This is a genomic window from Mesorhizobium sp. WSM4809 (assembly GCF_055811655.1).
Map to the genome: position 1 here is coordinate 22,036 of NZ_JBVVQW010000004.1, position 19,792 is coordinate 41,827.

Annotated in this window: 18 protein-coding genes and 2 pseudogenes; 16 read left to right on the forward strand and 4 right to left on the reverse strand. The window is 63.3% G+C overall.

Annotated elements, in window-relative coordinates:
- Nucleotides 1–11: 11 nt before the first annotated feature.
- From AC0L24_RS11370 to AC0L24_RS11385, 4 genes are all read right to left on the reverse strand, one after another.
- Nucleotides 12–758: an SDR family NAD(P)-dependent oxidoreductase gene (locus AC0L24_RS11370; RefSeq protein ID WP_127271930.1), complete on the reverse strand. Its 747-nt coding sequence runs from the start codon at nucleotides 756–758 to the stop codon at nucleotides 12–14.
- Nucleotides 759–826: 68 nt separating this feature from the next.
- Nucleotides 827–2,338: a UxaA family hydrolase gene (locus tag AC0L24_RS11375; protein ID WP_292138719.1), complete on the reverse strand. Its 1,512-nt coding sequence runs from the start codon at nucleotides 2,336–2,338 to the stop codon at nucleotides 827–829.
- Between the two features lie 235 nt (nucleotides 2,339–2,573).
- On the reverse strand, nucleotides 2,574–2,903 hold the full coding sequence (locus tag AC0L24_RS11380) for an L-rhamnose mutarotase (RefSeq protein ID WP_127808180.1): 330 nt from the start codon (nucleotides 2,901–2,903) through the stop codon (nucleotides 2,574–2,576).
- 20 nt (nucleotides 2,904–2,923) lie between these two features.
- Complete coding sequence (locus tag AC0L24_RS11385) at nucleotides 2,924–3,598, reverse strand: GntR family transcriptional regulator (RefSeq protein ID WP_127808179.1); 675 nt, start codon at nucleotides 3,596–3,598, stop codon at nucleotides 2,924–2,926.
- A gap of 367 nt (nucleotides 3,599–3,965) precedes the next feature.
- On the opposite strand from AC0L24_RS11385, the pseudogene AC0L24_RS11390 reads away from it, so the two are divergent.
- From AC0L24_RS11390 to msuE, 16 genes and pseudogenes are all read left to right on the forward strand, one after another.
- Nucleotides 3,966–4,394: pseudogene (locus AC0L24_RS11390) on the forward strand (ATP-binding cassette domain-containing protein); the annotation flags it as partial.
- A gap of 280 nt (nucleotides 4,395–4,674) precedes the next feature.
- Nucleotides 4,675–5,151 (forward strand): annotated as a pseudogene (locus AC0L24_RS11395) (ATP-binding cassette domain-containing protein); the annotation flags it as partial.
- Complete coding sequence (locus tag AC0L24_RS11400) at nucleotides 5,152–5,436, forward strand: hypothetical protein (protein WP_473563853.1); 285 nt, start codon at nucleotides 5,152–5,154, stop codon at nucleotides 5,434–5,436.
- Nucleotides 5,433–6,431, forward strand: a complete 999-nt coding sequence (locus AC0L24_RS11405; protein WP_473563716.1) for an ABC transporter permease — start codon at nucleotides 5,433–5,435, stop codon at nucleotides 6,429–6,431. The genes AC0L24_RS11400 and AC0L24_RS11405 overlap by 4 nt, the downstream gene beginning before the upstream one ends.
- Nucleotides 6,431–7,426, forward strand: a complete 996-nt coding sequence (locus AC0L24_RS11410) for an ABC transporter permease (RefSeq protein ID WP_127808177.1) — start codon at nucleotides 6,431–6,433, stop codon at nucleotides 7,424–7,426. Before AC0L24_RS11405 ends, AC0L24_RS11410 begins: the two co-directional genes overlap by 1 nt.
- 14 nt (nucleotides 7,427–7,440) lie before the next feature.
- On the forward strand, nucleotides 7,441–8,379 hold the full coding sequence (locus AC0L24_RS11415) for a sugar ABC transporter substrate-binding protein (RefSeq protein WP_127269514.1): 939 nt from the start codon (nucleotides 7,441–7,443) through the stop codon (nucleotides 8,377–8,379).
- 237 nt (nucleotides 8,380–8,616) lie between these two features.
- Nucleotides 8,617–9,789 carry an FMNH2-dependent alkanesulfonate monooxygenase gene (gene ssuD, locus AC0L24_RS11420; protein ID WP_127808175.1) on the forward strand — a complete coding sequence of 391 codons (1,173 nt, stop codon included), beginning with the start codon at nucleotides 8,617–8,619 and terminating at the stop codon, nucleotides 9,787–9,789.
- On the forward strand, nucleotides 9,786–11,246 hold the full coding sequence (locus AC0L24_RS11425; protein WP_473563717.1) for an FAD/NAD(P)-binding protein: 1,461 nt from the start codon (nucleotides 9,786–9,788) through the stop codon (nucleotides 11,244–11,246). The genes ssuD and AC0L24_RS11425 overlap by 4 nt, the downstream gene beginning before the upstream one ends.
- A gap of 166 nt (nucleotides 11,247–11,412) precedes the next feature.
- Nucleotides 11,413–12,516 (forward strand): dimethylsulfone monooxygenase SfnG, encoded by a 1,104-nt coding sequence (gene sfnG / locus AC0L24_RS11430; RefSeq protein ID WP_127808173.1) that lies wholly within the window; start codon nucleotides 11,413–11,415, stop codon nucleotides 12,514–12,516.
- A gap of 112 nt (nucleotides 12,517–12,628) precedes the next feature.
- Entirely contained in the window at nucleotides 12,629–13,564 is a 936-nt protein-coding gene (locus AC0L24_RS11435; RefSeq protein WP_127808172.1) for an ABC transporter ATP-binding protein, read from the forward strand.
- The gene (locus AC0L24_RS11440; RefSeq protein ID WP_127395873.1) at nucleotides 13,561–14,460 is read left to right on the forward strand and encodes a branched-chain amino acid ABC transporter permease; all 900 of its coding nucleotides are present in this window, start codon (nucleotides 13,561–13,563) and stop codon (nucleotides 14,458–14,460) included. The genes AC0L24_RS11435 and AC0L24_RS11440 overlap by 4 nt, the downstream gene beginning before the upstream one ends.
- A 3-nt stretch (nucleotides 14,461–14,463) precedes the next feature.
- The gene (locus AC0L24_RS11445) at nucleotides 14,464–15,504 is read left to right on the forward strand and encodes a branched-chain amino acid ABC transporter permease (RefSeq protein WP_127328846.1); all 1,041 of its coding nucleotides are present in this window, start codon (nucleotides 14,464–14,466) and stop codon (nucleotides 15,502–15,504) included.
- Between the two features lie 82 nt (nucleotides 15,505–15,586).
- Nucleotides 15,587–16,924 (forward strand): ABC transporter substrate-binding protein, encoded by a 1,338-nt coding sequence (locus AC0L24_RS11450; protein ID WP_127808171.1) that lies wholly within the window; start codon nucleotides 15,587–15,589, stop codon nucleotides 16,922–16,924.
- A gap of 79 nt (nucleotides 16,925–17,003) precedes the next feature.
- On the forward strand, nucleotides 17,004–17,810 hold the full coding sequence (locus AC0L24_RS11455) for an ABC transporter ATP-binding protein (protein WP_473563718.1): 807 nt from the start codon (nucleotides 17,004–17,006) through the stop codon (nucleotides 17,808–17,810).
- 24 nt (nucleotides 17,811–17,834) lie between these two features.
- Nucleotides 17,835–19,082: an SfnB family sulfur acquisition oxidoreductase gene (locus tag AC0L24_RS11460; protein WP_127395876.1), complete on the forward strand. Its 1,248-nt coding sequence runs from the start codon at nucleotides 17,835–17,837 to the stop codon at nucleotides 19,080–19,082.
- A gap of 63 nt (nucleotides 19,083–19,145) precedes the next feature.
- Complete coding sequence (gene msuE / locus AC0L24_RS11465) at nucleotides 19,146–19,706, forward strand: FMN reductase (protein WP_127256266.1); 561 nt, start codon at nucleotides 19,146–19,148, stop codon at nucleotides 19,704–19,706.
- Nucleotides 19,707–19,792 lie beyond the last annotated feature (86 nt).

Genomic DNA, 19,792 nt, shown 5'->3' on the forward strand with positions numbered 1-19,792 from the left:
GCAACTGCCTTTCAGTAGGTCGTCCGTCCACCCGACAGGTCGAACGTGGAGGCGGTTGTAAAGCTGTTCTCCTTGGAGACGAGCCAGGCGACCATCGCCGCGGCTTCGTCAACCTCCAGCAGGCGGCCGCGCGGAATGCGCGAGCGCATATATTCGATGTGCTCCGGCGTCAGTTGTTCGAGGATGCGCGTCTGTGCCGTGGCCGGCGAGATGCAGTTCACGGCGATGTCGTACTGCGCCAGTTCCTTGCCGAGCGACTTGGTCAAGCCGATGACCGCCGCCTTCGAGGCTGAATAGGCGGAGGCGTTGGGGTTGCCTTCCTTGCCGGCCACCGAAGCGATGTTGACGATCCGTCCGTAATTGCGCTCCTTCATTCCGGGAACCACGGCGCGATTGACGTAGAACGTACCGTTTACGTTGACGTCGATGACCTTCTTCCACGTCTCGATGTCGTAGACGTCGAGCGGGGCGGCCGGGCCGGCAATTCCGGCGGAATTGACCAGAATGGAAATCTTGCCGGCCAGCTCTTCGGTCCTGGCGCGCGCCGCGTCCACCGACGCCCAATCGGCGACGTCCACGGTCTCCGTCGTGGCGGCGCTGCCGAGTTCCTTCTTGGCGGTTTCGAGGCGGGCCTCATCGAGATCCCACAAGGTTACCGTCGCGCCGGAGGCGACGAAACGTCTGGCCATCGCAAAGCCGAGGCCCTGGGCGCCGCCGGTGACCACAGCGTGCTGGCCGTCAAGATCGATCCTGTTCATGTCGAGCGGTTCTTTCCGTTTGAGCTACTTCCGGGATAAAGGCCGGCCTGCGCAGGCGGGCGATATCGCTACATGGTTGCGCCAAGGCTCCATGGCACGAACTCGTTGTCGCCATAGCCGAGCGCTTCCGACCTGGTGCGCCCGCCGGATGCGACGCGCAGGATCTCGGCGAAGATTTCCCGGCCCTTCTCGGCCAGCGAGACGCCGTCCAGTATGTCTCCGCAATTGATGTCCATGTCCTCGCGCATCTGCTCGAAGATAAAGGTGTTGGAGGCAAGCTTGATCGAGGGCGTCGGCTTGCAGCCGAAGGCCGAACCGCGGCCGGTGGTGAAGCACAATATGTTGGCGCCGCCGGCGACCTGCCCGGTGGCCGAGACCGGATCGTAGCCAGGCGTATCCATGAAGACGAGGCCGCGCTCGTTGATCGGCTCGGCATATTCCAGCACTGCGCGCAGATTGGTGGTGCCGCCCTTGGCGGAGGCGCCGAGCGATTTCTCCAGGATGGTCGTCAGCCCACCCAGCTTGTTGCCGGGCGAAGGGTTGTTGTTCATCTCCATGTCGTGCCTGGCGGTATAATCCTCCCACCAGCGGATGCGCTCGATCAGCTTTTCACCCACCGCGCGGCTCTCGGCGCGCAAGGCGAGAAGATGTTCGGCGCCATAGATTTCGGGCGTCTCCGAGAGCACGGCCGTGCCGCCTTGCCCGACAAGCAGGTCCACCGCAGCACCCAGTGCCGGATTGGCGCTGATGCCGGAGTAGCCGTCCGATCCGCCGCATTGCAGTGCTAGCACCAGTTCGGAGGCTGGTTGCGGCGTCCTTTCGGCGGCGTTCACCGTAGGCAGCATGTCGACGATCGCCTTAACGCCGGCCTCGACTGTCTTTCGCGTGCCGCCGGTTTCCTGGATCGTCATCGTGCGGAAAATCGTGCTCTCCTCGATGTTGTACGACTGCATCCAGCGCGGAATCTGGAACGCTTCGCAGCCGAGCCCGACCATCAGCACGCCGCCGACATTGGGGTTCGTGGCAAAGCCCCATTGCGTGCGCTTCAGCAGGTCGTAAGCGGGACCCTTGGTGTCGATGCCGCAGCCGGTGCCGTGGACGAGTGCGATGATGCCGTCGATATTGGGATAGTCGCGCAGGATGCCAGACCGGTTGACCTCGTCGGTGATGAACCGGGCGACGCTGGCAGAGCAATTCACTGACGTCAGGACGGCGATGAAGTTGCGCGTGCCGACCTTGCCGCTCGGCCGGCGGTAACCCATGAAGGTGGCCCGCTCGGCCTCGGCAACGATCTCGGTTTGCCTGGTATTGGTGCCGAAGACGTAGTCGCGTTCGAAATTGCGCAGATACACATTGTGCTCGTGAACCCAGTCGCCGGCGACGATGGGTTCCCGCGCAAAGCCAATGGTCTGGCCGTATTTCACGATCGGGTCGTCCGAGCCGATGTCGCACAGCGCCATCTTATGCCCGCGCGGTATGCGCGCCTTCGCTGCCACGTCCCCGGCCTTGTCGCCGATCTTCAACGGATCGACTGCCAGAAGAATGTTGTCGGTATCCGACAGCTTGATGAACCGTGCCATGACCCAAACTCTGAAAAAGCTCTCCCCGACAAGGAGCGTCGAGAGGCAAAAGTGATTTGGAATACTAATATAATAGAATGTCAGTGGTCAAGGTGCGGTTGCGAAAGGCCTGGACTGCAGGGCGTTGCGGCGGATCGGTCAGGTGAGTGGCGTGCGATGAGTGCGCCTTGCGGCGCAGTTTGAGGGCGGCAAACGGCTGGATGAAACAACGGATCGCCGCCCGGCCGGGACACGGTCAGTCGAGATGGAAGACCTCTTCCATCGCCGCCCACCATTCGCTGTCGGCGCGCGTCGGCAGTGGCGTCTGCATGGGGTCGCACAGCTCCCACCATTTGCGCATCGCCGGCGACTCGCTCATCCGCGCCGCATCCCTGGCGAAGTCGCTGCCGTGATACTCCCAGCAGGCGAACAGAAGGTTCTCCGGTTCGCGCAGGAAGATCGAATAGTTGCGGATGTTGGCGCGGCTGATGACGTCGAGCACTTCGGGCCAGACGGCGGCGTGGACGCGCTTGTAGTCCGCGATCGCCTCGGCTTTCACGCCGATACATAGTCCCATTCTTTGCATGCCGGTGGCTCGCAGGGGCTTCAGTCGAGAAGGTCGGCGGCGACTTCGAGCGTGTTGCGGAACGACGTCTCGAGATGATGTTCCATGGCCCTTGCCGCCCCCTCGGCGTCGTGGCGCTTCAGCGCGTCGAAAATGGCCTCGTGCTGCTCGATCGTCTGTTCTCCATAGCCCGGTCTTGGGATGGCGAGATAGCGTCCGCGATCCATCTGTGCCTTCGAGATGTCGACGGCTCTCCAGATCATCGGCAGGTCGCAGATCTCGGCTATGGTGCGGTGGAAGACATCGTCGAGCTGTATCGCGGTGGCATATCTGCCGCGGGATATGGCAAGCCGGTGCGCCGCCATGTTGTCTTCCAGCAATTCGCTGGCCGCCGCTGTGAACTTGGCGGCCGCGCGTCGGGCGCTCTCCATCTCCAGTGCCCGCCGAATGACATAGGCTTCTTCCAGGTCGGCCCGGCTGATCGGAGCGACATAGGTGCCGGTCTGTGCCAAGATCTTGACCAGGCCCTCGTCGCTGATGCGCTTGACCGCTTCGCGCACCGGGGTGCGCGACACCCCCAGGGCCTCCGCGATGGCGACTTCGTTGATGACCTCTCCCGGCTTCAGCTGCCCGACGACGATCAGGTTGCGGATCTTGTGGTAGATCTGATCGCGGAGCGGAAGAGCCCGATTGAGCGTCGAAGGATCCAGGTCCATTGCAAATCCGTGTCTTCGTTCACCAGAAATGGCCAGATAATACTAGAATGTCAATCGGAACGCATCCAATGGAAGCGGTCGGGTGTCGGTGGACACGATGTTCATAACGACCGCCGGAATCCACCTTGCCAGAACTATTATATTAGTGCAATAGTCATCATCCGCGGTGAGAAATTCAACCGCAACCGAGAGCCTTGACTGAGTCGCGTGTTCAAAAGCCCGGACGTTCAAGCCAGTTCGAAGAGGGGTCGAGCTGTGTTGAGCGACTATTATACTAACATATCGATGGCCGATACCGAGGACGATCGGCCAGCCGCCAGGAGGAACCTAGCCAGATATGACTGTCGTCGCCGATTGCGCCTTGGACATGCGAGGCATCAGCAAGACGTTCCCGGGCGTGAAGGCTCTGTCCAACGTCAATTTCGCCGTCAAATTCGGCACCGTTCATGCGGTCGTGGGTGAGAACGGCGACGGCAAATCGACGCTCATGAAAGTACTCAACGGGTCCTACGCACCCACCAGCGGCACAATCAGGGTCGGCGGCGCCGAAGTGCGCATGCGCCGGCCCGCCGACGCCCAGGCGCTGGGCATCCGCATGGTGCATCAGGAAATCAATCTGGTCCCCGACCTGAGCGTCGCCGAAAACGTCTATCTCGGCCGCATGCCGGGCAAGTGGACCTTTCTGCGCAAGGGCGAGATGATCCGGGCGGCAGCCGCCGTCCTCGATGAGCTCGGAGCGGCCATCAACCCGCGTGAACGGCTCGGCAACCTGTCGATCAGCCAGCAGCAGCTCGTCGAGATCGCCAAGGCCTACGCGGCGCAGCCCAGGATCATCGTCCTGGACGAACCGACATCGAGCCTCAGCGAGCATGAGACGGCGGCGTTGTTCCGGATCCTGCGCAAGATGCGCGATGACGGCATCGCCATCATCTACATCAGCCACCGACTGAAGGAGGTGCTCGAAATCGCCGACGAGGTGACTGTGCTGCGCGACGGCTCAATGATCGAGACGCGGCCGATCGAAGGCATAAATGCCGCTCACATGATCAGGCTGATGGTCGGTCGCGAAGTCAGCAATGTCTTCCCGAAAAGCCCGGCCGAGATCGGCAAGTCGGTGCTGCGCGTCGAACGCATCAGCGACGGCGCGCTTCCGCGATGTCAGCTTCGATGTACGCGCCGGCGAGATACTGGGCTTGACCGGGCTGGTGGGCGCTGGCCGCACCGAGGTCGCCCGCGCGATCTTCGGCCTGTCGCGGCTTGTCGAAGGCACAGTCAGCGTCAACGGACGCGAGGTCTCGATCAACTCGCCATCCCAGGCGGTCAGGGCAGGCATTGCCTATGTTCCGGAAGATCGCAAGGGCGACGGCGTCGTGCCTGGAATGTCGATCCGGGAAAACATCAGCCTGCCCATATTGCGCCGCCTGAGCCGTTTCGGACGCATCAGCCGCAGCGCCGATCACGCGCTTGCCGCGGACTCGGTCAAGCAGTTTTCAATTTCACCGCCCGACGGCGAACGGCGCATCAGCCTGCTGTCGGGCGGTAACCAGCAGAAGGTGGTCATCGCCAAATGGCTTGCCGCCAAACCTTCGGCCTTGATCCTCGACGAGCCGACGCGGGGTGTCGACGTCGGCGCCAAGGCCGAGATCCACCACATCATCGGCCAACTCGTCGCCGGCGGCATGGCGGTCGTGATGATCTCGTCGGAGCTGCCCGAAATCCTCGGTGTCTGCGACCGCGTGGTGGTGATGCGCGATGGCTATGCCTCCGAGCCTCTCCTGCGCAGCGAATTGAGCGAGGAGCGCATCATGGCGCTGGCCACGGGGGAGGAGATGGCGTGACCGAAGCGGCCATGGAGATCGGCGGTGTGAACCGCAATGACCGCTTTACGCGCGGCAGCAGGCTTGTCGATGTCCTGTCGAAGGCGGGGCTCGCCTTCGCTATCCTCGCCGTGATGCTCTACGGCTCCTTCGTCAGCCCCGCCTTCTTCACATCAGGCAATTTGCTCAACGTCCTGACCTCGATGTCCATCGTCGGCATCGTCGTCGTCGGCATGACCTTCGTGCTCGTGGTCGGCGGCCTGGCCGACCTCTCGGTGCCGGCCACCATCGCCTGCGGCGCCATCCTGTCGCTCGGGCTGCAGCCGATGATCGGGCCGCTGCCCGCATTCGTCCTGGCCGTCGGCCTTGCCGGCCTCATAGGCCTGCTCAACGGCGTCTTGGTCGGCTATGTCGGCATCAACCCCATCATCGCCACGCTCGGCATCGGCACGATCGGACTGGGCATCGTCCAGGCGGCTGTCGGCGGCGTCATCGTCTATGGCAGCAATCCCGCTTCCGCCGAGTTCGCCAAGGGCCGGCTGTTCGGCATGCCGGTCGTGGTGCTGATCTTCCTGGTCATCGCCCTTGTCGGCCATTTCGTGCTGTCCCGCTCCTTCTGGGGCAGATGGACGCTTGCCACCGGCGGCAATTACAGCGCCGCCGAGGCAAGTGCGGTTCCGGTGCAGGCCGTGAAGGCTGGCGCCTTCGTGATCACAGCACTCGCTTCCGGCATCAGCGGCGGCCTGCTCGGGCTGACGCTGCAGAGCGCGCGGCCGCTCATCGGCGGCGGCTACGAATTCAGTGCCATCACGGCGGTGGTGGTCGGCGGCGTGTCGATCGTCGGCGGCTTCGGATCGGTGCCACGGGCCATCGCCGGCCTCATCTTCGTGCAACTGCTGACCAACGTCATGGTGCTCGACGGTGTGCGCACGCCGATCCAGGGTTTCGTGCTCGGCATCCTGATCGTCGGCGCCGTTGGCATGGATGCGGCGCTGCGCAAGCGGGGCGTGTCGTGATGCGTTTTCTTTCGCTTGTCTCGCAGTATCGCGTCATCGTCATTCTCGGTCTGACGCTCGTCATTTCCGCGCTGGTGGTCCCCGGCTACCTCTCGGCATCGACCCTCGGCCTCGGCCTCGACCGGGCGGCGACAATCGGCCTGATCGCGATCGGCCTGACGGTGCTTTTGATATCGGGCCAGATCGACCTCTCCGGTGGCGCGGTGTTTGCCCTGGCCGGCATCGTATCGGTCATCCTGCAGCGAGAGATCGGCATCCTGCCTGCCGGGATCGTCGGCATCCTGGTCGGTACCCTGGCAGGCGCCGTCAACGGCATGCTGGTCGTCGGCCTGAAGGTGAATTCGCTCGTGCTGACGCTCGCGACGATGCTCATCTTCCGCTCGCTCGCGCACTGGATCACCAACAGCCAGCCGGTGACCGGAACCGACATCATGCTCTCCCTGGCGCTGGCCAAGATCTATCTCGATGTCTTCACCCTCCGCAGCGCGCTGTTCATCGCCCTGATCGTGCTGCTGCATTTCTGGCTGACGCGCACCATACCTGGGCGCAACGTCTTTGCGGTGGGATCCAACCCGGCGGCTGCCAAGGAAAGCGGTATCGCCTCGGACCGTATCGTTTTTCTCGGCTTTGTCTTTGCCGGCACGCTTGCCGGCCTGGCGGGGGTTCTCCAGAGCCTCGTCACCAACACCGGCTCGCCTGTCTTCGGCTCGGAACTGACGGTTGCCGTCATTGCCGCGGTCGTTGTCGGCGGGACTCGTCTCGAAGGCGGCAGGGGATCTGCGCTCGGCACGCTCGGCGGCGTGCTGACGATCGGTTCGCTGACCATCGCGATGGAGTTCCAGTCCGTTCCCGCATACGTCCAGCAGGTCGTGTCCGGGCTTATCCTGATCCTGCTCGTCGTGCTCGATCGGGCCGTTACCACCAAGGGGAGGGCTCCGGGCACGCGCCCGGCGCTCGTTCGCGACAATCCAATCACGCAAGGAGGAACCACATGATTGGGAGGAAACACATGATTGGCAAGAAAAGCATGCTTCACGTCGCCGCCGTGGCGGCTGTGCTGGCATCGACGGGCTGGGCCAGCGCCAAGACGGTCTGCTACGTGACGGCAGCGGATTCGCATGCCTACGCGACGCCGGCCAACAAGGCGCTTCAGGCGCGCGCCGCGGAACTCGGCATCGAGATCCTGAGCCTCAGCCAGGATTTTGATGTCCAGAAAGGCACCGAGCAGCTCAACACCTGCGTTGCGCGCAAGGTCGACGGCATCATCCTGTGGCCGCTCGACCCGCAGGCATACATACCGGGGCTGGCGCGCGCGCAGCAGGCGAACATCCCGGCGATCCTCATCAATTCACCGATGAGCGACGATGCCAAGCCGTTCATCAAGTCGTTCACCGGGCCTGACGTCTACGAGGAAGGCAAGCTGGCGGCGGACTCGCTGAGCAAGGCGCTCGGCGGCAAGGGCTCCGTCGTCATCATCGCCGGCCAGGCCGGCAACGGCACCACGATCGGACGCGTCAGCGGCTTCACCGACCGTCTGAAGGAAACCAATGCCGACATCAAGGTGCTCGACACGGTCAACGCCGACTTCGACCAGCAAAAGGCACTGGTGGTCAGCCGCGATCTGATCACACGCTTCGGCGACCAGATCAGCGGCGTCTACGCCAATGACGACACGATGGCCCGCGGCTTCATCGACGCATGGAAGGAGGCCAACCCCTCCAAGGCCGCACCGCCGATCGTCGGCATCAATGGCCAGAAGGATGCGTTCGAATCGATCCGCACCAATGAAATGTACTCGACCATCGTCCAGTCCCCCGTCGAGGATGGCCGCCTGGCGATCAACACGATGGCCGAGATCATCGACGGCAAGCAGGTCAAGGACCGGCTGCCCATCCCGCTGACCGTCGTCACCAAGGACAACGTCAACGCGGTCGAACCAGCGTTCTGATACGAGGAGGCCGGCCCGGTGTATTCGGGCCGGCCTCCTTTTCTTCCAGAGAGAGAAATTCTAATAGCGGCGGCAGAATTGGAATAAACTAACTCTACAGAGTTTGTGGAATAAGCAATCTGCACTGGCGATCTGGTTTCCACCCGGACAGGACCACGCCATGCCCACTCTTTCGCATCAGCTACTCACCAAAGCAGGCATATCCGGCCGCCTTCGTCAGGCAGCGGGAGAGAGGCCATGAGCCGGGTCGTGCCGGACCGCATCAAGGTGCTCTGGTTTCTGCCGACGCATGGCGACAGCCGTTATCTTGGCACGGCCGAGGGCGGCAGATCGGTCGATCTGCCGTATCTGACTCAAGTGGCGAAGGCGGCCGACACGCTCGGCTACTATGGCGTGCTGTTGCCGACCGGCCGCTCGTGCGAGGATTCCTGGGTGATCGCATCGGCTCTTGTGCCGATGACCGAACGCTTGCGTTTCCTTGTCGCCGTGCGGCCCGGTTTGCAGTCGCCAACGCTGGCCGCGCGCATGACTGCGACGCTGGATCGCATCTCCAATGGCCGCCTGCTGATCAACGTCGTCACCGGCGGCGATCCGCTGGAGAACAAGGGCGACGGCATTTTCCTGTCGCATGCCGAGCGCTACGAGGTGACGCAGGAATTCCTTCGGATCTACAAGCGGGTGCTGAGCGGCGAGACGGTCGAGCATGAGGGCAAGCATTTCCGCATCGAGGATGGAAGGCTGCTGTTTCCGCCGGTGCAGACGCCCTATCCCCCGCTCTACTTCGGCGGCTCGTCCGATGCCGGGTCGACTGTGGCAGCGCAGGAGATCGACAAATATTTGACCTGGGGCGAGCCGCCAGCCGATGTCGAGCGCAAGCTGGACGGCATGCGTGAACTGGCGCAGAAGGCTGGCCGCAAGCTCTCCTTCGGCATTAGGCTGCATGTCATCGTCCGCGAAACCACCGAGGAGGCTTGGGCCGCGGCCGACAGGCTGATCAGCCGGCTCGACGATGCGACGATCGCCTCGGCGCAGAAGGTCTTTGCCCGCATGGATTCGGTCGGCCAGGCGCGGATGAGCGCATTGCATGGCGGCAATCGCGCCAAGCTCGAGATCGCCCCCAACCTCTGGGCCGGCGTCGGCCTGGTGCGCGGCGGCGCAGGGACCGCACTTGTCGGCGATCCCGACACGATCGCCGAGCGCATCGACGAGTACCGGCGCCTCGGTATCGATACTTTCATCCTTTCCGGCTATCCGCATCTCGAAGAAGCCTATCGCTTCGGTGAGCTGGTGCTGCCGAAACTGCCGACCGACCATCCGGTCAAAGCAGCCGGCTCGTCCGTAAACACCGGTCCGTTCGGCGAAACCATCGCCGGCGACCACCGGCCGAAGTCGCTCGCCAGCGCCTCGTGAACTTGCTTCCTGCGTCCTCGCGGTTGCGCGTCGCCATTATTGGCGGCGGCTTTTCCGGCGCCGCGGTGGCGTGGCACCTGGCGCAAATGCCTCGGCCGGAGCGGATTTCCATTTCCGTGGTCGAGCCACGGCCGGTTCTTGGCGGTGGCCTTGCCTATTCCAGCGAGGAACCGTCTCATCGGGTCAATGTCCCCGCAGCCAGGATGAGCATGGCTCCCGACGACCCGCAGCATTTTGCACGCTGGTTGACTGGCAGCGGAGAACTCGAACGCGACCCGGACGCCATCTGGAAGAACGGCGACGCTTTTCCGCGCCGACGCGTGTTCGGTCGCTACGTCGCCAAGCATCTGGCGCCGTATCTTGGTTCCGGCCTTGTCCGTCATGTCGAAGGTCCCGCCATGCGCGTGACGCGCGATGCCAGTGGCGCGGGCTGGACCGTGCATACGTCCAGTGGGTTGGTCGCTGCCGATATCGTCGTCCTGGCAGCGACGCACCCACAGCCCGCGATTCCAGCCGCGCTGGTCCACCTGTCGGAAGCACCGGGTTTCATCGCCGACCCGTACGCACCAGCGGCGCTTGCCGGGATCGGTCCGGAGGCGTCGGTGCTGATCGTCGGCTCCGGGCTGACCTCTGCCGACATGGTCGCCGAACTCGACCGTCGTGGCCATCGCGGTCGCATCCTGGCGCTGTCGCGCCGCGGCTTACGCTCGCGCGGACACCCCGATGTCAGGGGCGAGCCCTTTGGCGATTTTGCATTCGAGCCGGCCACGACGGCGCTCGGCCTGCTCAGGGCCATTCGGGCGACGCTGACAGCTGCGAGAGCGGCCAATGTCAACTGGCAGTCGGTCTTCGACCAGCTGCGCCTGCAGGGGCCGGTGCTGTGGGCCGCACTTGCCCCGCCGGAGCGGACAAGGCTGGTCCGCCGGCTGCGCGTGTTCTGGGACGTGCATCGCTTCAGGATCGCTCCGCAGGTGGCGGCGGTGCTCGACCGGCGTCATGCGGCCGGAACATTCGACACCATTGCCGCCAGGCTTGTCGCGTCGAACGATGAGGACGGCAGCCTGGCTGTCAGCTTTCAACGGCGCGGGCAGACACGGATCGAGACGACGCGCTTCGATGCCGTCATCAACACTACGGGTCCGGCTCATGGGCAGGCATTACAGCTGAACCCGGCGCTGAGCTCGCTGGCGGAAGCCGGCTTGATCAGGACGGACCAATATGGACTTGGCATCGAGACAAGTCTCGACAGCCGCGCAATCGGCTCGGACGGTGAGGCGGTTGCGACACTCCTGGTCGCCGGCCCGCTGGCAAGAGGCACTTTCGGCGAGCTCATGGGTCTTCCGGAAGTCGCCCGCCATGCCCGTGCGGTCGCGGGGGAAATTGCCAAGCTGCTGGTTACGCTGCCGTCAGCGCAGGCGATCGGCGCCCATGCCGCGCATGGACCTCTTGCGGGCTGACATCTGCAGGCCGGGTTCGGCAGCGAAAATTGGTATTTCCGTCCCAAGAGTGCCCTAAAAACGGAAAATCCTTCTTTGTATATATATTCTATAAACATAATAAATATCGGCGAAGTCCGGCTGCGGCCGGATCGATCAATGACACGGCCTGAATGGGAGACATTTCATGGCACACGCAGAGACCGACGCGATCAAGTTTGCCTACTGGGTGCCGAATGTTTCGGGCGGCCTGGTGATCTCCAACATCGAGCAGCGCACCAACCATTCGGCCGAGTATAACCGCAAGCTGGCGCAGATCGCCGAGAGGTCCGGCTTCGACTACGCGCTCAGCCAGATCCGTTTCACCGCCGGCTACGGCGCCGACGAACAGCATGAATCGGTGGCGTTCAGCCATGATCTGCTGGCGGCGACCACCACGCTCAAGGTCATCGCCGCGATCCTGCCCGGGCCATGGAACCCCGCGCTGGCGGCCAAGCAGATCGCCACCATCAGCTACCTGACCAACGGCCGCGTCGCGATCAATCTTGTCTCCGGCTGGTTCCGCGGCGAGTTCCACGCCATTGGCGAGCATTGGCTCGACCATGACGAGCGCTACCGCCGCTCGGAAGAATTCATTCGTGCGCTGCGCGGAATATGGACTGAAGACAGCTTCACCTTCCGTGGTGATTTCTACCGCTTCAACGAATATTCGCTGAAGCCGAAGCCGCCGAAGCCGCTGCCCGAAATCTTCCAGGGCGGCTCGTCGCGCGCCGCGCGCGACATGGCATCGCGCGTCTCGGACTGGTACTTCACCAACGGCAACACGCCGGCCGAAATCGCCAAGCAGGTCGACGATATCAGGATCAAGGCGAAGGCCAACAACCATTCCGTCAAGGTTGGCGTCAACGCTTTCGCCGTCGTTCGCGAGACCGAGGACGAGGCGAGAGCAGTGCTCGCCGAAATCATCGCCAAGGCCAATCCCGAGGCTGTCAATGCTTTCGGCCATGAGGTCAAGAACGCCGGTAAGGCCTCGCCGGAAGGTGAGGGCAATTGGGCGAAATCGTCCTTCGACGACCTGGTCCAGTACAATGACGGCTTCCGCTCCAACCTGATCGGCACCCCCAGGCAGGTCGCTCAACGCGTCGTCGACCTGAAGCGCGCGGGTGCGGATCTCATCCTGCTCGGTTTCCTGCACTTCCAGGAAGAGGTCGAGTATTTCGGCAAGCATGTCATCCCACTCGTTCGCGAACTGGAAGATGCCGAGGCGGCGGCGTCGCTGGCGGCGGAGTAGTCACCCCATAGGCACGCCGGACAGGCGCCGGCCTGCACACATGAAGCTTGCCCGGCGCGCTGATCCGTCGGGCGGCAATAGGATTTTGCGCGCCTAATCGAGGACGATTGGAATGCCGTTGCCCAGTTATACGCTCGGAGTGATGGACGCTTCGGTCTATGCGCCGGAAGTCTTTGCACGCGGCTTGCCGTCAGGCCTGCGGTCGGAGCAGTCGTTCGAAGATGCCGCCAGGCCGGCAGGGTCCGTTGCCGACGCCGCCTCTCCCTTGCTCGCGCTTCAGGGCATAAGCCTGTCGTTTGGCGGCGTCGTCGCACTTGCCGATATCGACCTGTCGGTTCTACCAGGCGAGATCCGCGCCATCATCGGCCCTAACGGCGCCGGCAAGAGCTCGCTGATCAACGTCATCAGCGGCGTCTACAGGCCGGATCGTGGCCATGTCCAGCTCGACGGTACCTTCTATGCCCAGGTCCCGACGCAGCGGCTGGCCCATCTCGGCGTCGCCAGAACCTTCCAGAACCTTGCACTGTTCAAGGGCCTCAGCGTCCTCGACAATGTCGCCTCTGGCCTTGCCTACAAGGTTCGCTCCAACTTTGCCGGCCAGGTGCTCGGCATCGGCCGCTCGCGTGGCGAGCAGCGCGATTCACGCAGCCGTGCCGAACAGGTCCTCGAATTCCTCCATCTCACCGCCATTCGCGACCGTCTTGTCGGCACCTTGCCTTACGGGCTGCAGAAGCGTGTCGAACTGGCCCGCGCGCTGGTGGCCGAGCCGCGCCTGCTTTTGCTCGACGAGCCGATGGCCGGCATGACAGCGAGCGAAAAGAGCGAGATGGCGGCTTTCGTCCGTGCCGCGCGCGATCGTTTCGCCACCACGGTGGTGTTGATCGAGCACGATGTCGGCGTCGTCATGGGTCTGTCCGATCGCATCGCCGTTCTCGACTACGGCCGCAAGATCGCCGACGCCACGCCCGATGAGGTCAGGAACGACCAGCGCGTCATCGATGCCTATCTCGGCGTCGCCTCGGACAATGAAGACGGGGCAGGCATATGATCGCCGGTTTCGACTACCAGTTCTTCATCGAAGTGCTCGTCGGAGGCCTGCTCTCAGGCGTCATGTATTCGCTTGTCGCGATCGGCTTCGTGCTCATCTACAAGACCTCGGGCGTGCTCAATTTCGCGCAAGGCGCGATGCTGCTGTTTGCGGCACTCACCTTCGTCAGCCTTTCCGAGCGCGGCATTCCCTTCGCGCTGGCGCTGGTGGTCACCTTCGCCATCATGGTGGCGATCGGCATCGCCATCGAGCGCACGGTGCTCAGGCCACTGACCAACAAGCCGCCGATCACCCTGTTCATGGCGACGCTTGGCCTGTCCTACATCATCGAAGGCGCTGCCCAGCTGATCTGGGGCACGCAGGTCCACGGCCTCGATCTCGGCATCGAGGACGTGCCGCTGGAAATCGGCGGCGTGCTGATCAGCCAGTTCGATATTTTCGCGGCCGTGGTTGCTTCCGGCATGGTCCTCTTGCTGTCGCTGTTCTTCCGCTACACCCGCATCGGCCTCTCCTTCCGCGCAGTCGCCGACGATCAGTTCGCGGCACTCGCGGTCGGCCTCAGGCTACCCTTGATCTGGGCCACTGTATGGGCCGCCGCCGGCCTCGTCGCGCTGGTGGCCGGACTGCTGTGGGGCGCACGCCTCGGCGTGCAGTTCTCGCTGTCGCTGGTGGTGCTCAAGGCGCTGCCGGTGCTGGTGCTCGGCGGTTTCGATTCCATCCTCGGCGCCATCGTCGGCGGCCTCTTGATCGGCGCCAGCGAGAAGCTCGCCGAAGTCTATATCGGCGACTATTTCGGCGGCGGCATAGAGAGCTGGTTTGCCTATGTCGTCGCGCTCGTCTTCCTGCTGATCCGCCCTTCCGGCCTGTTCGGTCAGAAGCTTGTCGAGAGGATCTGAACGATGACCGCGATAACAAGCGATTTCGCCGCCGCGCCGGTGCTGCCGAAATGGGTCGTGCCCGTGCTTTTGCTCGCTTTCGCTTACGGCGTCGTGCCGCTGATCGGCTCAAGCTATCTGTTCGAGGCCATCCTGCTGCCTTTCCTGGCGCTCAGCCTTGCCGGCGTGGGCTTGAACATCCTGACCGGCTATGCCGGCCAGGTGTCGCTTGGCAGTGCTGCTTTCATGGCGGCCGGCGCCTTTGCCGCCTATAATTTCAACCTGCGTGTCGAAGGCCTGCCGCTGGTCGGCAGCATCTTCCTGGCCGGCATAGTGGCGGCCGCGATAGGCGTCGTTTTCGGCCTGCCGAGCCTGCGCCTGAAGGGTTTTTATCTCGCGGTTTCGACCCTTGCCGCGCAGTTCTTCGTGCAATGGGCGTTGACCAAGTTCAGCTGGTTTTCCAACAACTCGGCGTCCGGCGTCATCGACGCGCCGAGACTGTCGATTTCAGGTTTCGCGCTCGACGGCGCCATCGGCCGCTATCTGTTCGCGCTGACCATCGTCACTGTGCTCACCTTCCTTGCCTATAGGCTGGTCTCGTCGCAGACCGGGCGCAACTTCATCGCCATCCGCGACAATGAAACCGCCGCCCGCATCATCGGCATTCCGGTCCTGAAGACCAAGCTTCTGGCCTTCGCCATCTCGTCCTTCATCATTGGGGTTGCCGGCGTCATCTGGGCCTTCGCCTATCTCAGAACGGTCGAGCCGGACGGCTTCGATCTCGACCGGTCGTTCCAGATCCTGTTCATCATCATCATCGGTGGTCTGGCTTCGATCCGCGGCGCGTTTTTCGGCGCCGCCCTCATCGTGGTCTTTCCACTCGCTCTGTCGCGCCTCGGCGGCTTTCTGCTTGGCGATCTCTTCGACTCGGGCGTGCTCGACATGAGCCAGCGCATCGTGCTGGGCGCGCTCATCATCCTGTTTCTGATCCTTGAACCTGACGGGCTGGTGGCGCTGTGGGACAGGGTCCGAAGACGGCTCCTGTTCGCCTGGCAGTCGACTTGAGCTGATGCATTGAAAATGAATCCAATCCGAAAATGAACAAGGGGCCGAACCCAAGACGGCCCATACCGGGAGTATCTCGACCATGACTTTCCTCAGCACAATCAAGGCGGCGGCGCTGTCCGCGGCGATGATCGTGTCGGTGGCCTTACCGGCCGCGCACGCCGACGAGCAATATTTTCCGCTGCAGAGCTATCGCGTCGGGCCTTACGCGGCCGGCGGCACCGGCTTCTTCGGCGGCTTCATCGACTATCTCAACCTCATCAACATCCGTGACGGCGGCGTCAACGGCGTCAAACTGACTTGGGACGAATGCGAGACCCAGTATGAGGTCGAGCGTGGTGTCGAATGCTATGAGCGGCAGAAGAGCCATGCCGGTGCCGCCGCCTGGAACCCGCTCTCGGTCGGCATCGCCTATGCCATGATCGATCGCATCACCGCCGACAAGGTGCCGCTGATCACCGTCAATCACGGCCGAACCGATTCCACAGATGGGCGCGTTTTCCCCTACGTCTTCCCGCTCCTGCTCAATCCCTACAGCGAGACATCAGGCATCGTGAACTACATCGCCTCGAAGGAAGGCGGCATCGACAAGCTGAAGGGCAAGAAGATCGTCGTGCTCTATCATGGGTCGCCCTACGGCAAGGAAACCATCCCGATCTATGAATTGCTGGCGCAGAAATACGGCTTCACCGTGCAGCAGATCGAGGTGCCGCATCCCGGCAACGAGCAGCAGTCCCAGTGGCTGACGATCCGCCGCGCCAAGCCGGACTTCGTCGTCCTGCGCGGCTGGGGCGTGATGAACCCGGTGGCGCTGAAGACGGCGGTGAAGGTCGGCTATCCCGTCGACCACATCGTTGGCAATGTCTGGTCGAATTCGGAAGAGGACGTGATCCCGGCCGGCGACGCCGCCAAGGGCTATACCGCCATCACCACCCAGGCTTCCGGGAATTCCTATCCGGTGGTGCAGGAGATCGTGAAGACGGTCTACGGCGCCTCCAAGGGCAACCTTGAAGACAAGGCGCGCATCGGCTCAGTCTACCACAATCTCGGCATCGTCAACGGCATCCTCAATGTCGAGGCGATCCGGGTCGCGCAGGAGAAGTTCGGCCACCGCACGCTGACCGGCGACGAGGTCCGCTGGGGCTTCGAGCATCTCAAGCTCGATCCGGCCAAGGTCGAGGCGCTCGGCGCCAAGGATCTGTTCCATTCGATCAACGTCAGCTGGGACAATCACGAAGGCGAAGGCTACGTGACCTTCCAGCAGTGGGACGGCAGGAAGTGGAACGTCGTCTCCGACTGGATCGCGCCGGACTGGGCGTTGCTGCGGCCGATCATCGAGAAGTCCGCCGAGGCCTACGCCGCCGAGAAGGGCATCAAGCTGCGTACCGCCGACGATGCCAATGCTGTGACCACCAACTGATCAGTCAGTGCCGGGCGTCGCGGACCAAGTTTCCGTGGCGCCCGACCTGTTCGGTTTTCGAACCGCGAAAGAACAGCCTATGCCGAACGATGACGTCATTCTTGCCGTGGACACGGTCCATGCCACCTACAACCACGCCATCACGGCGCTGCATGGCGTCAGCTTCGAGCTCAGGCGCGGTCAGATCCTGGCGCTGCTCGGTGCCAATGGCGCCGGCAAGACCACGACGCTGAAGGCCGTCTCCAACCTGCTGCCGGCGGAACGTGGCCAGGTCAATGCCGGCACCATCCGCTATGAAGGGTCCGATGTCTCGCGCCGCAAACCGGGTGATCTGGTGCGCGCCGGGCTGGTCCAGGTGCTGGAAGGCCGCCACTGCTTCAAAAGCCTCACCGTCGAGGAGAATCTGATCGCCGGCGGCATCGGCCGCAGCGGCAGCCGCGCCGAGATCAACGAGGATCTCGAACGGATCTACGGCTATTTCCCGCGCCTCAGGGAGAAGCGCCGGACATTGTCCGGCCTGACCTCCGGCGGTGAACAGCAGATGACCGCCATCGGCCGGGCGCTGATGTCGCGACCGCGTTTGCTGGTTCTCGACGAACCGTCGATGGGACTCGCGCCGCTCATCGTCCAGGACATCTTCCAGAGCTTGAAAAAACTCAACCGCGAGACCGGCCTGTCGATCCTGGTTGCCGAGCAGAACTCGGCGGTCGCGCTCAGATACGCCGACCACGCCACCGTGCTCGAAAACGGCGTTTCCGTTCTCGCCGGCGCTGCCGTCGAACTTCGCCAGCGCGAGGACATCAGAGCCTTCTATCTCGGTCAATCAACCCCCGGGCAACAGGTGTCACCCGCCACCAAGCCCGCCCATCTCCACGCCGTTGCCTGAGCCAAAATCCCAAGGAGCAGTGAAATGACCGTTTCGACCGTCAAAACCGACAAGGCTTCCGCCGCCGTGCCGCCAGTCGCAAGGCCGACCGCCCCAGCGCACATCATCAAGGATGATGCCGAGGCGATTGCGATTGCCCACGCACTCGCCGCCGAATTCGTGAAGGACTCCTCCCAGCGCGACCGCGAGCGGATCTGGCCGGTCGCCGAACTCGATGCCTTTTCGCAAAGCGGCCTGTGGTCGATCAATGTACCCAAGGCATTCGGTGGGCCGGAGGTGTCCTATGCGACGTTGGCGAAGGTAATCGAGATCATCTCGGCGGCGGATTCCTCGATCGGCCAGGTTGCGCAGAACCATCTCGGTGTTGTCGCCGCCATTCGCACCGTGTCCGACGCGGACCAGCAGAAGCTGCTGTTTGCCGAAGCGTTGAAAGGCACGCGGTTCGGCAACGCCTTTTCCGAGTTCGGCTCCAAGCGCGCCGCCGATTTTGAGACCCGCTTCACCGATGCCGGCGATCATGTGGTTGTCAACGGCCGCAAATTCTATTCGTCCGGCGCGCTGCTTGCCCATCTCGTGCCGATCGTGGCGCTCGATGACGAGGGCCGCGCCTGGTATGCGATCGCCGACCGTGCCGCACCCGGGCTGACGGTCATCGACGACTGGTCGAGCTTCGGCCAGCGCACGACGCTGTCCGGCACCGTTATCATCGACAACGTCAAGGTGCCGAAGACCCATCTGGTACCCGGCTACAAGGGCTACGACAGGCCGACCGCCGACGGCGCCATCTTCCAGATCATCCAGGTGGCGGTCGACACCGGCATCGCCCAGGCGGCGATCGACGAGACCGTCGATTTCGTCAGGACCAAAAGCCGCGCCTGGATCGACAGCGGCGTCGACAATGCCTGGGACGATCCCTACACCATTCAGGCCATCGGCGACCTGACGCTGCGCCTGCACGCGGCGCAGGCGCTGCTCGAAAAGGCCGGTCATGCGATCGACCGGGCAGTGATCGATCCGACCGCCGAGACCGTCGCGCATGCCCAGATCGTCACCGCCGAGGCAAAAATCCTGTCGACCGAGATCGCCATTGCCGCAACCAACAGGCTGTTCGAACTTGCGGGAACCCGCTCGACGCTGGCCGAATACAATCTCGACCGGCATTGGCGCAACGCGCGCACGCACACGCTGCACGATCCGGTGCGCTGGAAATATTCCATCCTCGGCAAATATTTCCTCAACGGCGAAAATCCGCCGCTGCACGCCTGGAGCTGATTCCCACCGGCGGGCGGGCGGCCTGCCACGTCAAACCTTCGACCATCCAAGAGGCCCACTGCCATGTCAAATCCAACAGTCGTCGGCTTTTCCGGCAACATCACCAGGCCGTCAAAGACGCGCGCCTTCGTCGACCTGGTCACCAGGGACATCGCCGCCAGCCACGGCCTATCGGCGAGCACCTATGATATCGAGGATCTCGGCCCGTCGCTGGGCACGGCGAAATGGGCCCGCGATCTCGACGGCCAGGCGCGCGCGATCCTGGAACAAATCCTCGCCGCCGACGTGCTCGTCGTCGGCTCGCCGACCTACAAGGGCAGCTATACCGGCCTGTTCAAGCATTTCTTCGATCTGATCGATCCGGCAGCGCTGCGGGGGAAGCCCATCGTGTTGACGGCGACCGGCGGTGGCGAGCGCCATGCCTTGATCGTCGAGCATCAGCTGCGGCCGCTGTTCGGCTTCTTCGAGGCTTTCGCGCTGCCGACCGCCGTCTACGCCACCGACAAGGATTTCACCGACGGTGTGCTGCGCTCCGAGGCGATCCTGAAGCGTGCGGCACAGGCGGTTGACGAGGTCGGCTTCGTGCTGGCCAACCGCTCGGCCGGCAGGATCGCCGCTGAATAGGCTTTGTCACCAGATTGCGATCGAAACAGGCGAGGGCAGCGCCCTCGCTTACCCGCAATTTACGACCGCCCGCTAAAAACGTTCCT

Excerpts from the sequence above, each read along its gene's own strand:
- AC0L24_RS11370 (WP_127271930.1), bottom strand. The coding sequence starts at position 758 with ATGAACAGGATCGATCTTGACGGCCAGCACGCTGTGGTCACCGGCGGC.
- AC0L24_RS11375 (WP_292138719.1), bottom strand. The coding sequence starts at position 2,338 with ATGGCACGGTTCATCAAGCTGTCGGATACCGACAACATTCTTCTGGCA.
- AC0L24_RS11380 (WP_127808180.1), bottom strand. The coding sequence starts at position 2,903 with ATGCAAAGAATGGGACTATGTATCGGCGTGAAAGCCGAGGCGATCGCG.
- AC0L24_RS11385 (WP_127808179.1), bottom strand. The coding sequence starts at position 3,598 with ATGGACCTGGATCCTTCGACGCTCAATCGGGCTCTTCCGCTCCGCGAT.
- AC0L24_RS11410 (WP_127808177.1), top strand. The coding sequence starts at position 6,431 with ATGCGTTTTCTTTCGCTTGTCTCGCAGTATCGCGTCATCGTCATTCTC.
- AC0L24_RS11415 (WP_127269514.1), top strand. The coding sequence starts at position 7,441 with ATGATTGGCAAGAAAAGCATGCTTCACGTCGCCGCCGTGGCGGCTGTG.
- ssuD (WP_127808175.1), top strand. The coding sequence starts at position 8,617 with ATGAGCCGGGTCGTGCCGGACCGCATCAAGGTGCTCTGGTTTCTGCCG.
- sfnG (WP_127808173.1), top strand. The coding sequence starts at position 11,413 with ATGGCACACGCAGAGACCGACGCGATCAAGTTTGCCTACTGGGTGCCG.
- AC0L24_RS11435 (WP_127808172.1), top strand. The coding sequence starts at position 12,629 with ATGCCGTTGCCCAGTTATACGCTCGGAGTGATGGACGCTTCGGTCTAT.
- AC0L24_RS11440 (WP_127395873.1), top strand. The coding sequence starts at position 13,561 with ATGATCGCCGGTTTCGACTACCAGTTCTTCATCGAAGTGCTCGTCGGA.
- AC0L24_RS11445 (WP_127328846.1), top strand. The coding sequence starts at position 14,464 with ATGACCGCGATAACAAGCGATTTCGCCGCCGCGCCGGTGCTGCCGAAA.
- AC0L24_RS11450 (WP_127808171.1), top strand. The coding sequence starts at position 15,587 with ATGACTTTCCTCAGCACAATCAAGGCGGCGGCGCTGTCCGCGGCGATG.
- AC0L24_RS11455 (WP_473563718.1), top strand. The coding sequence starts at position 17,004 with ATGCCGAACGATGACGTCATTCTTGCCGTGGACACGGTCCATGCCACC.
- AC0L24_RS11460 (WP_127395876.1), top strand. The coding sequence starts at position 17,835 with ATGACCGTTTCGACCGTCAAAACCGACAAGGCTTCCGCCGCCGTGCCG.
- msuE (WP_127256266.1), top strand. The coding sequence starts at position 19,146 with ATGTCAAATCCAACAGTCGTCGGCTTTTCCGGCAACATCACCAGGCCG.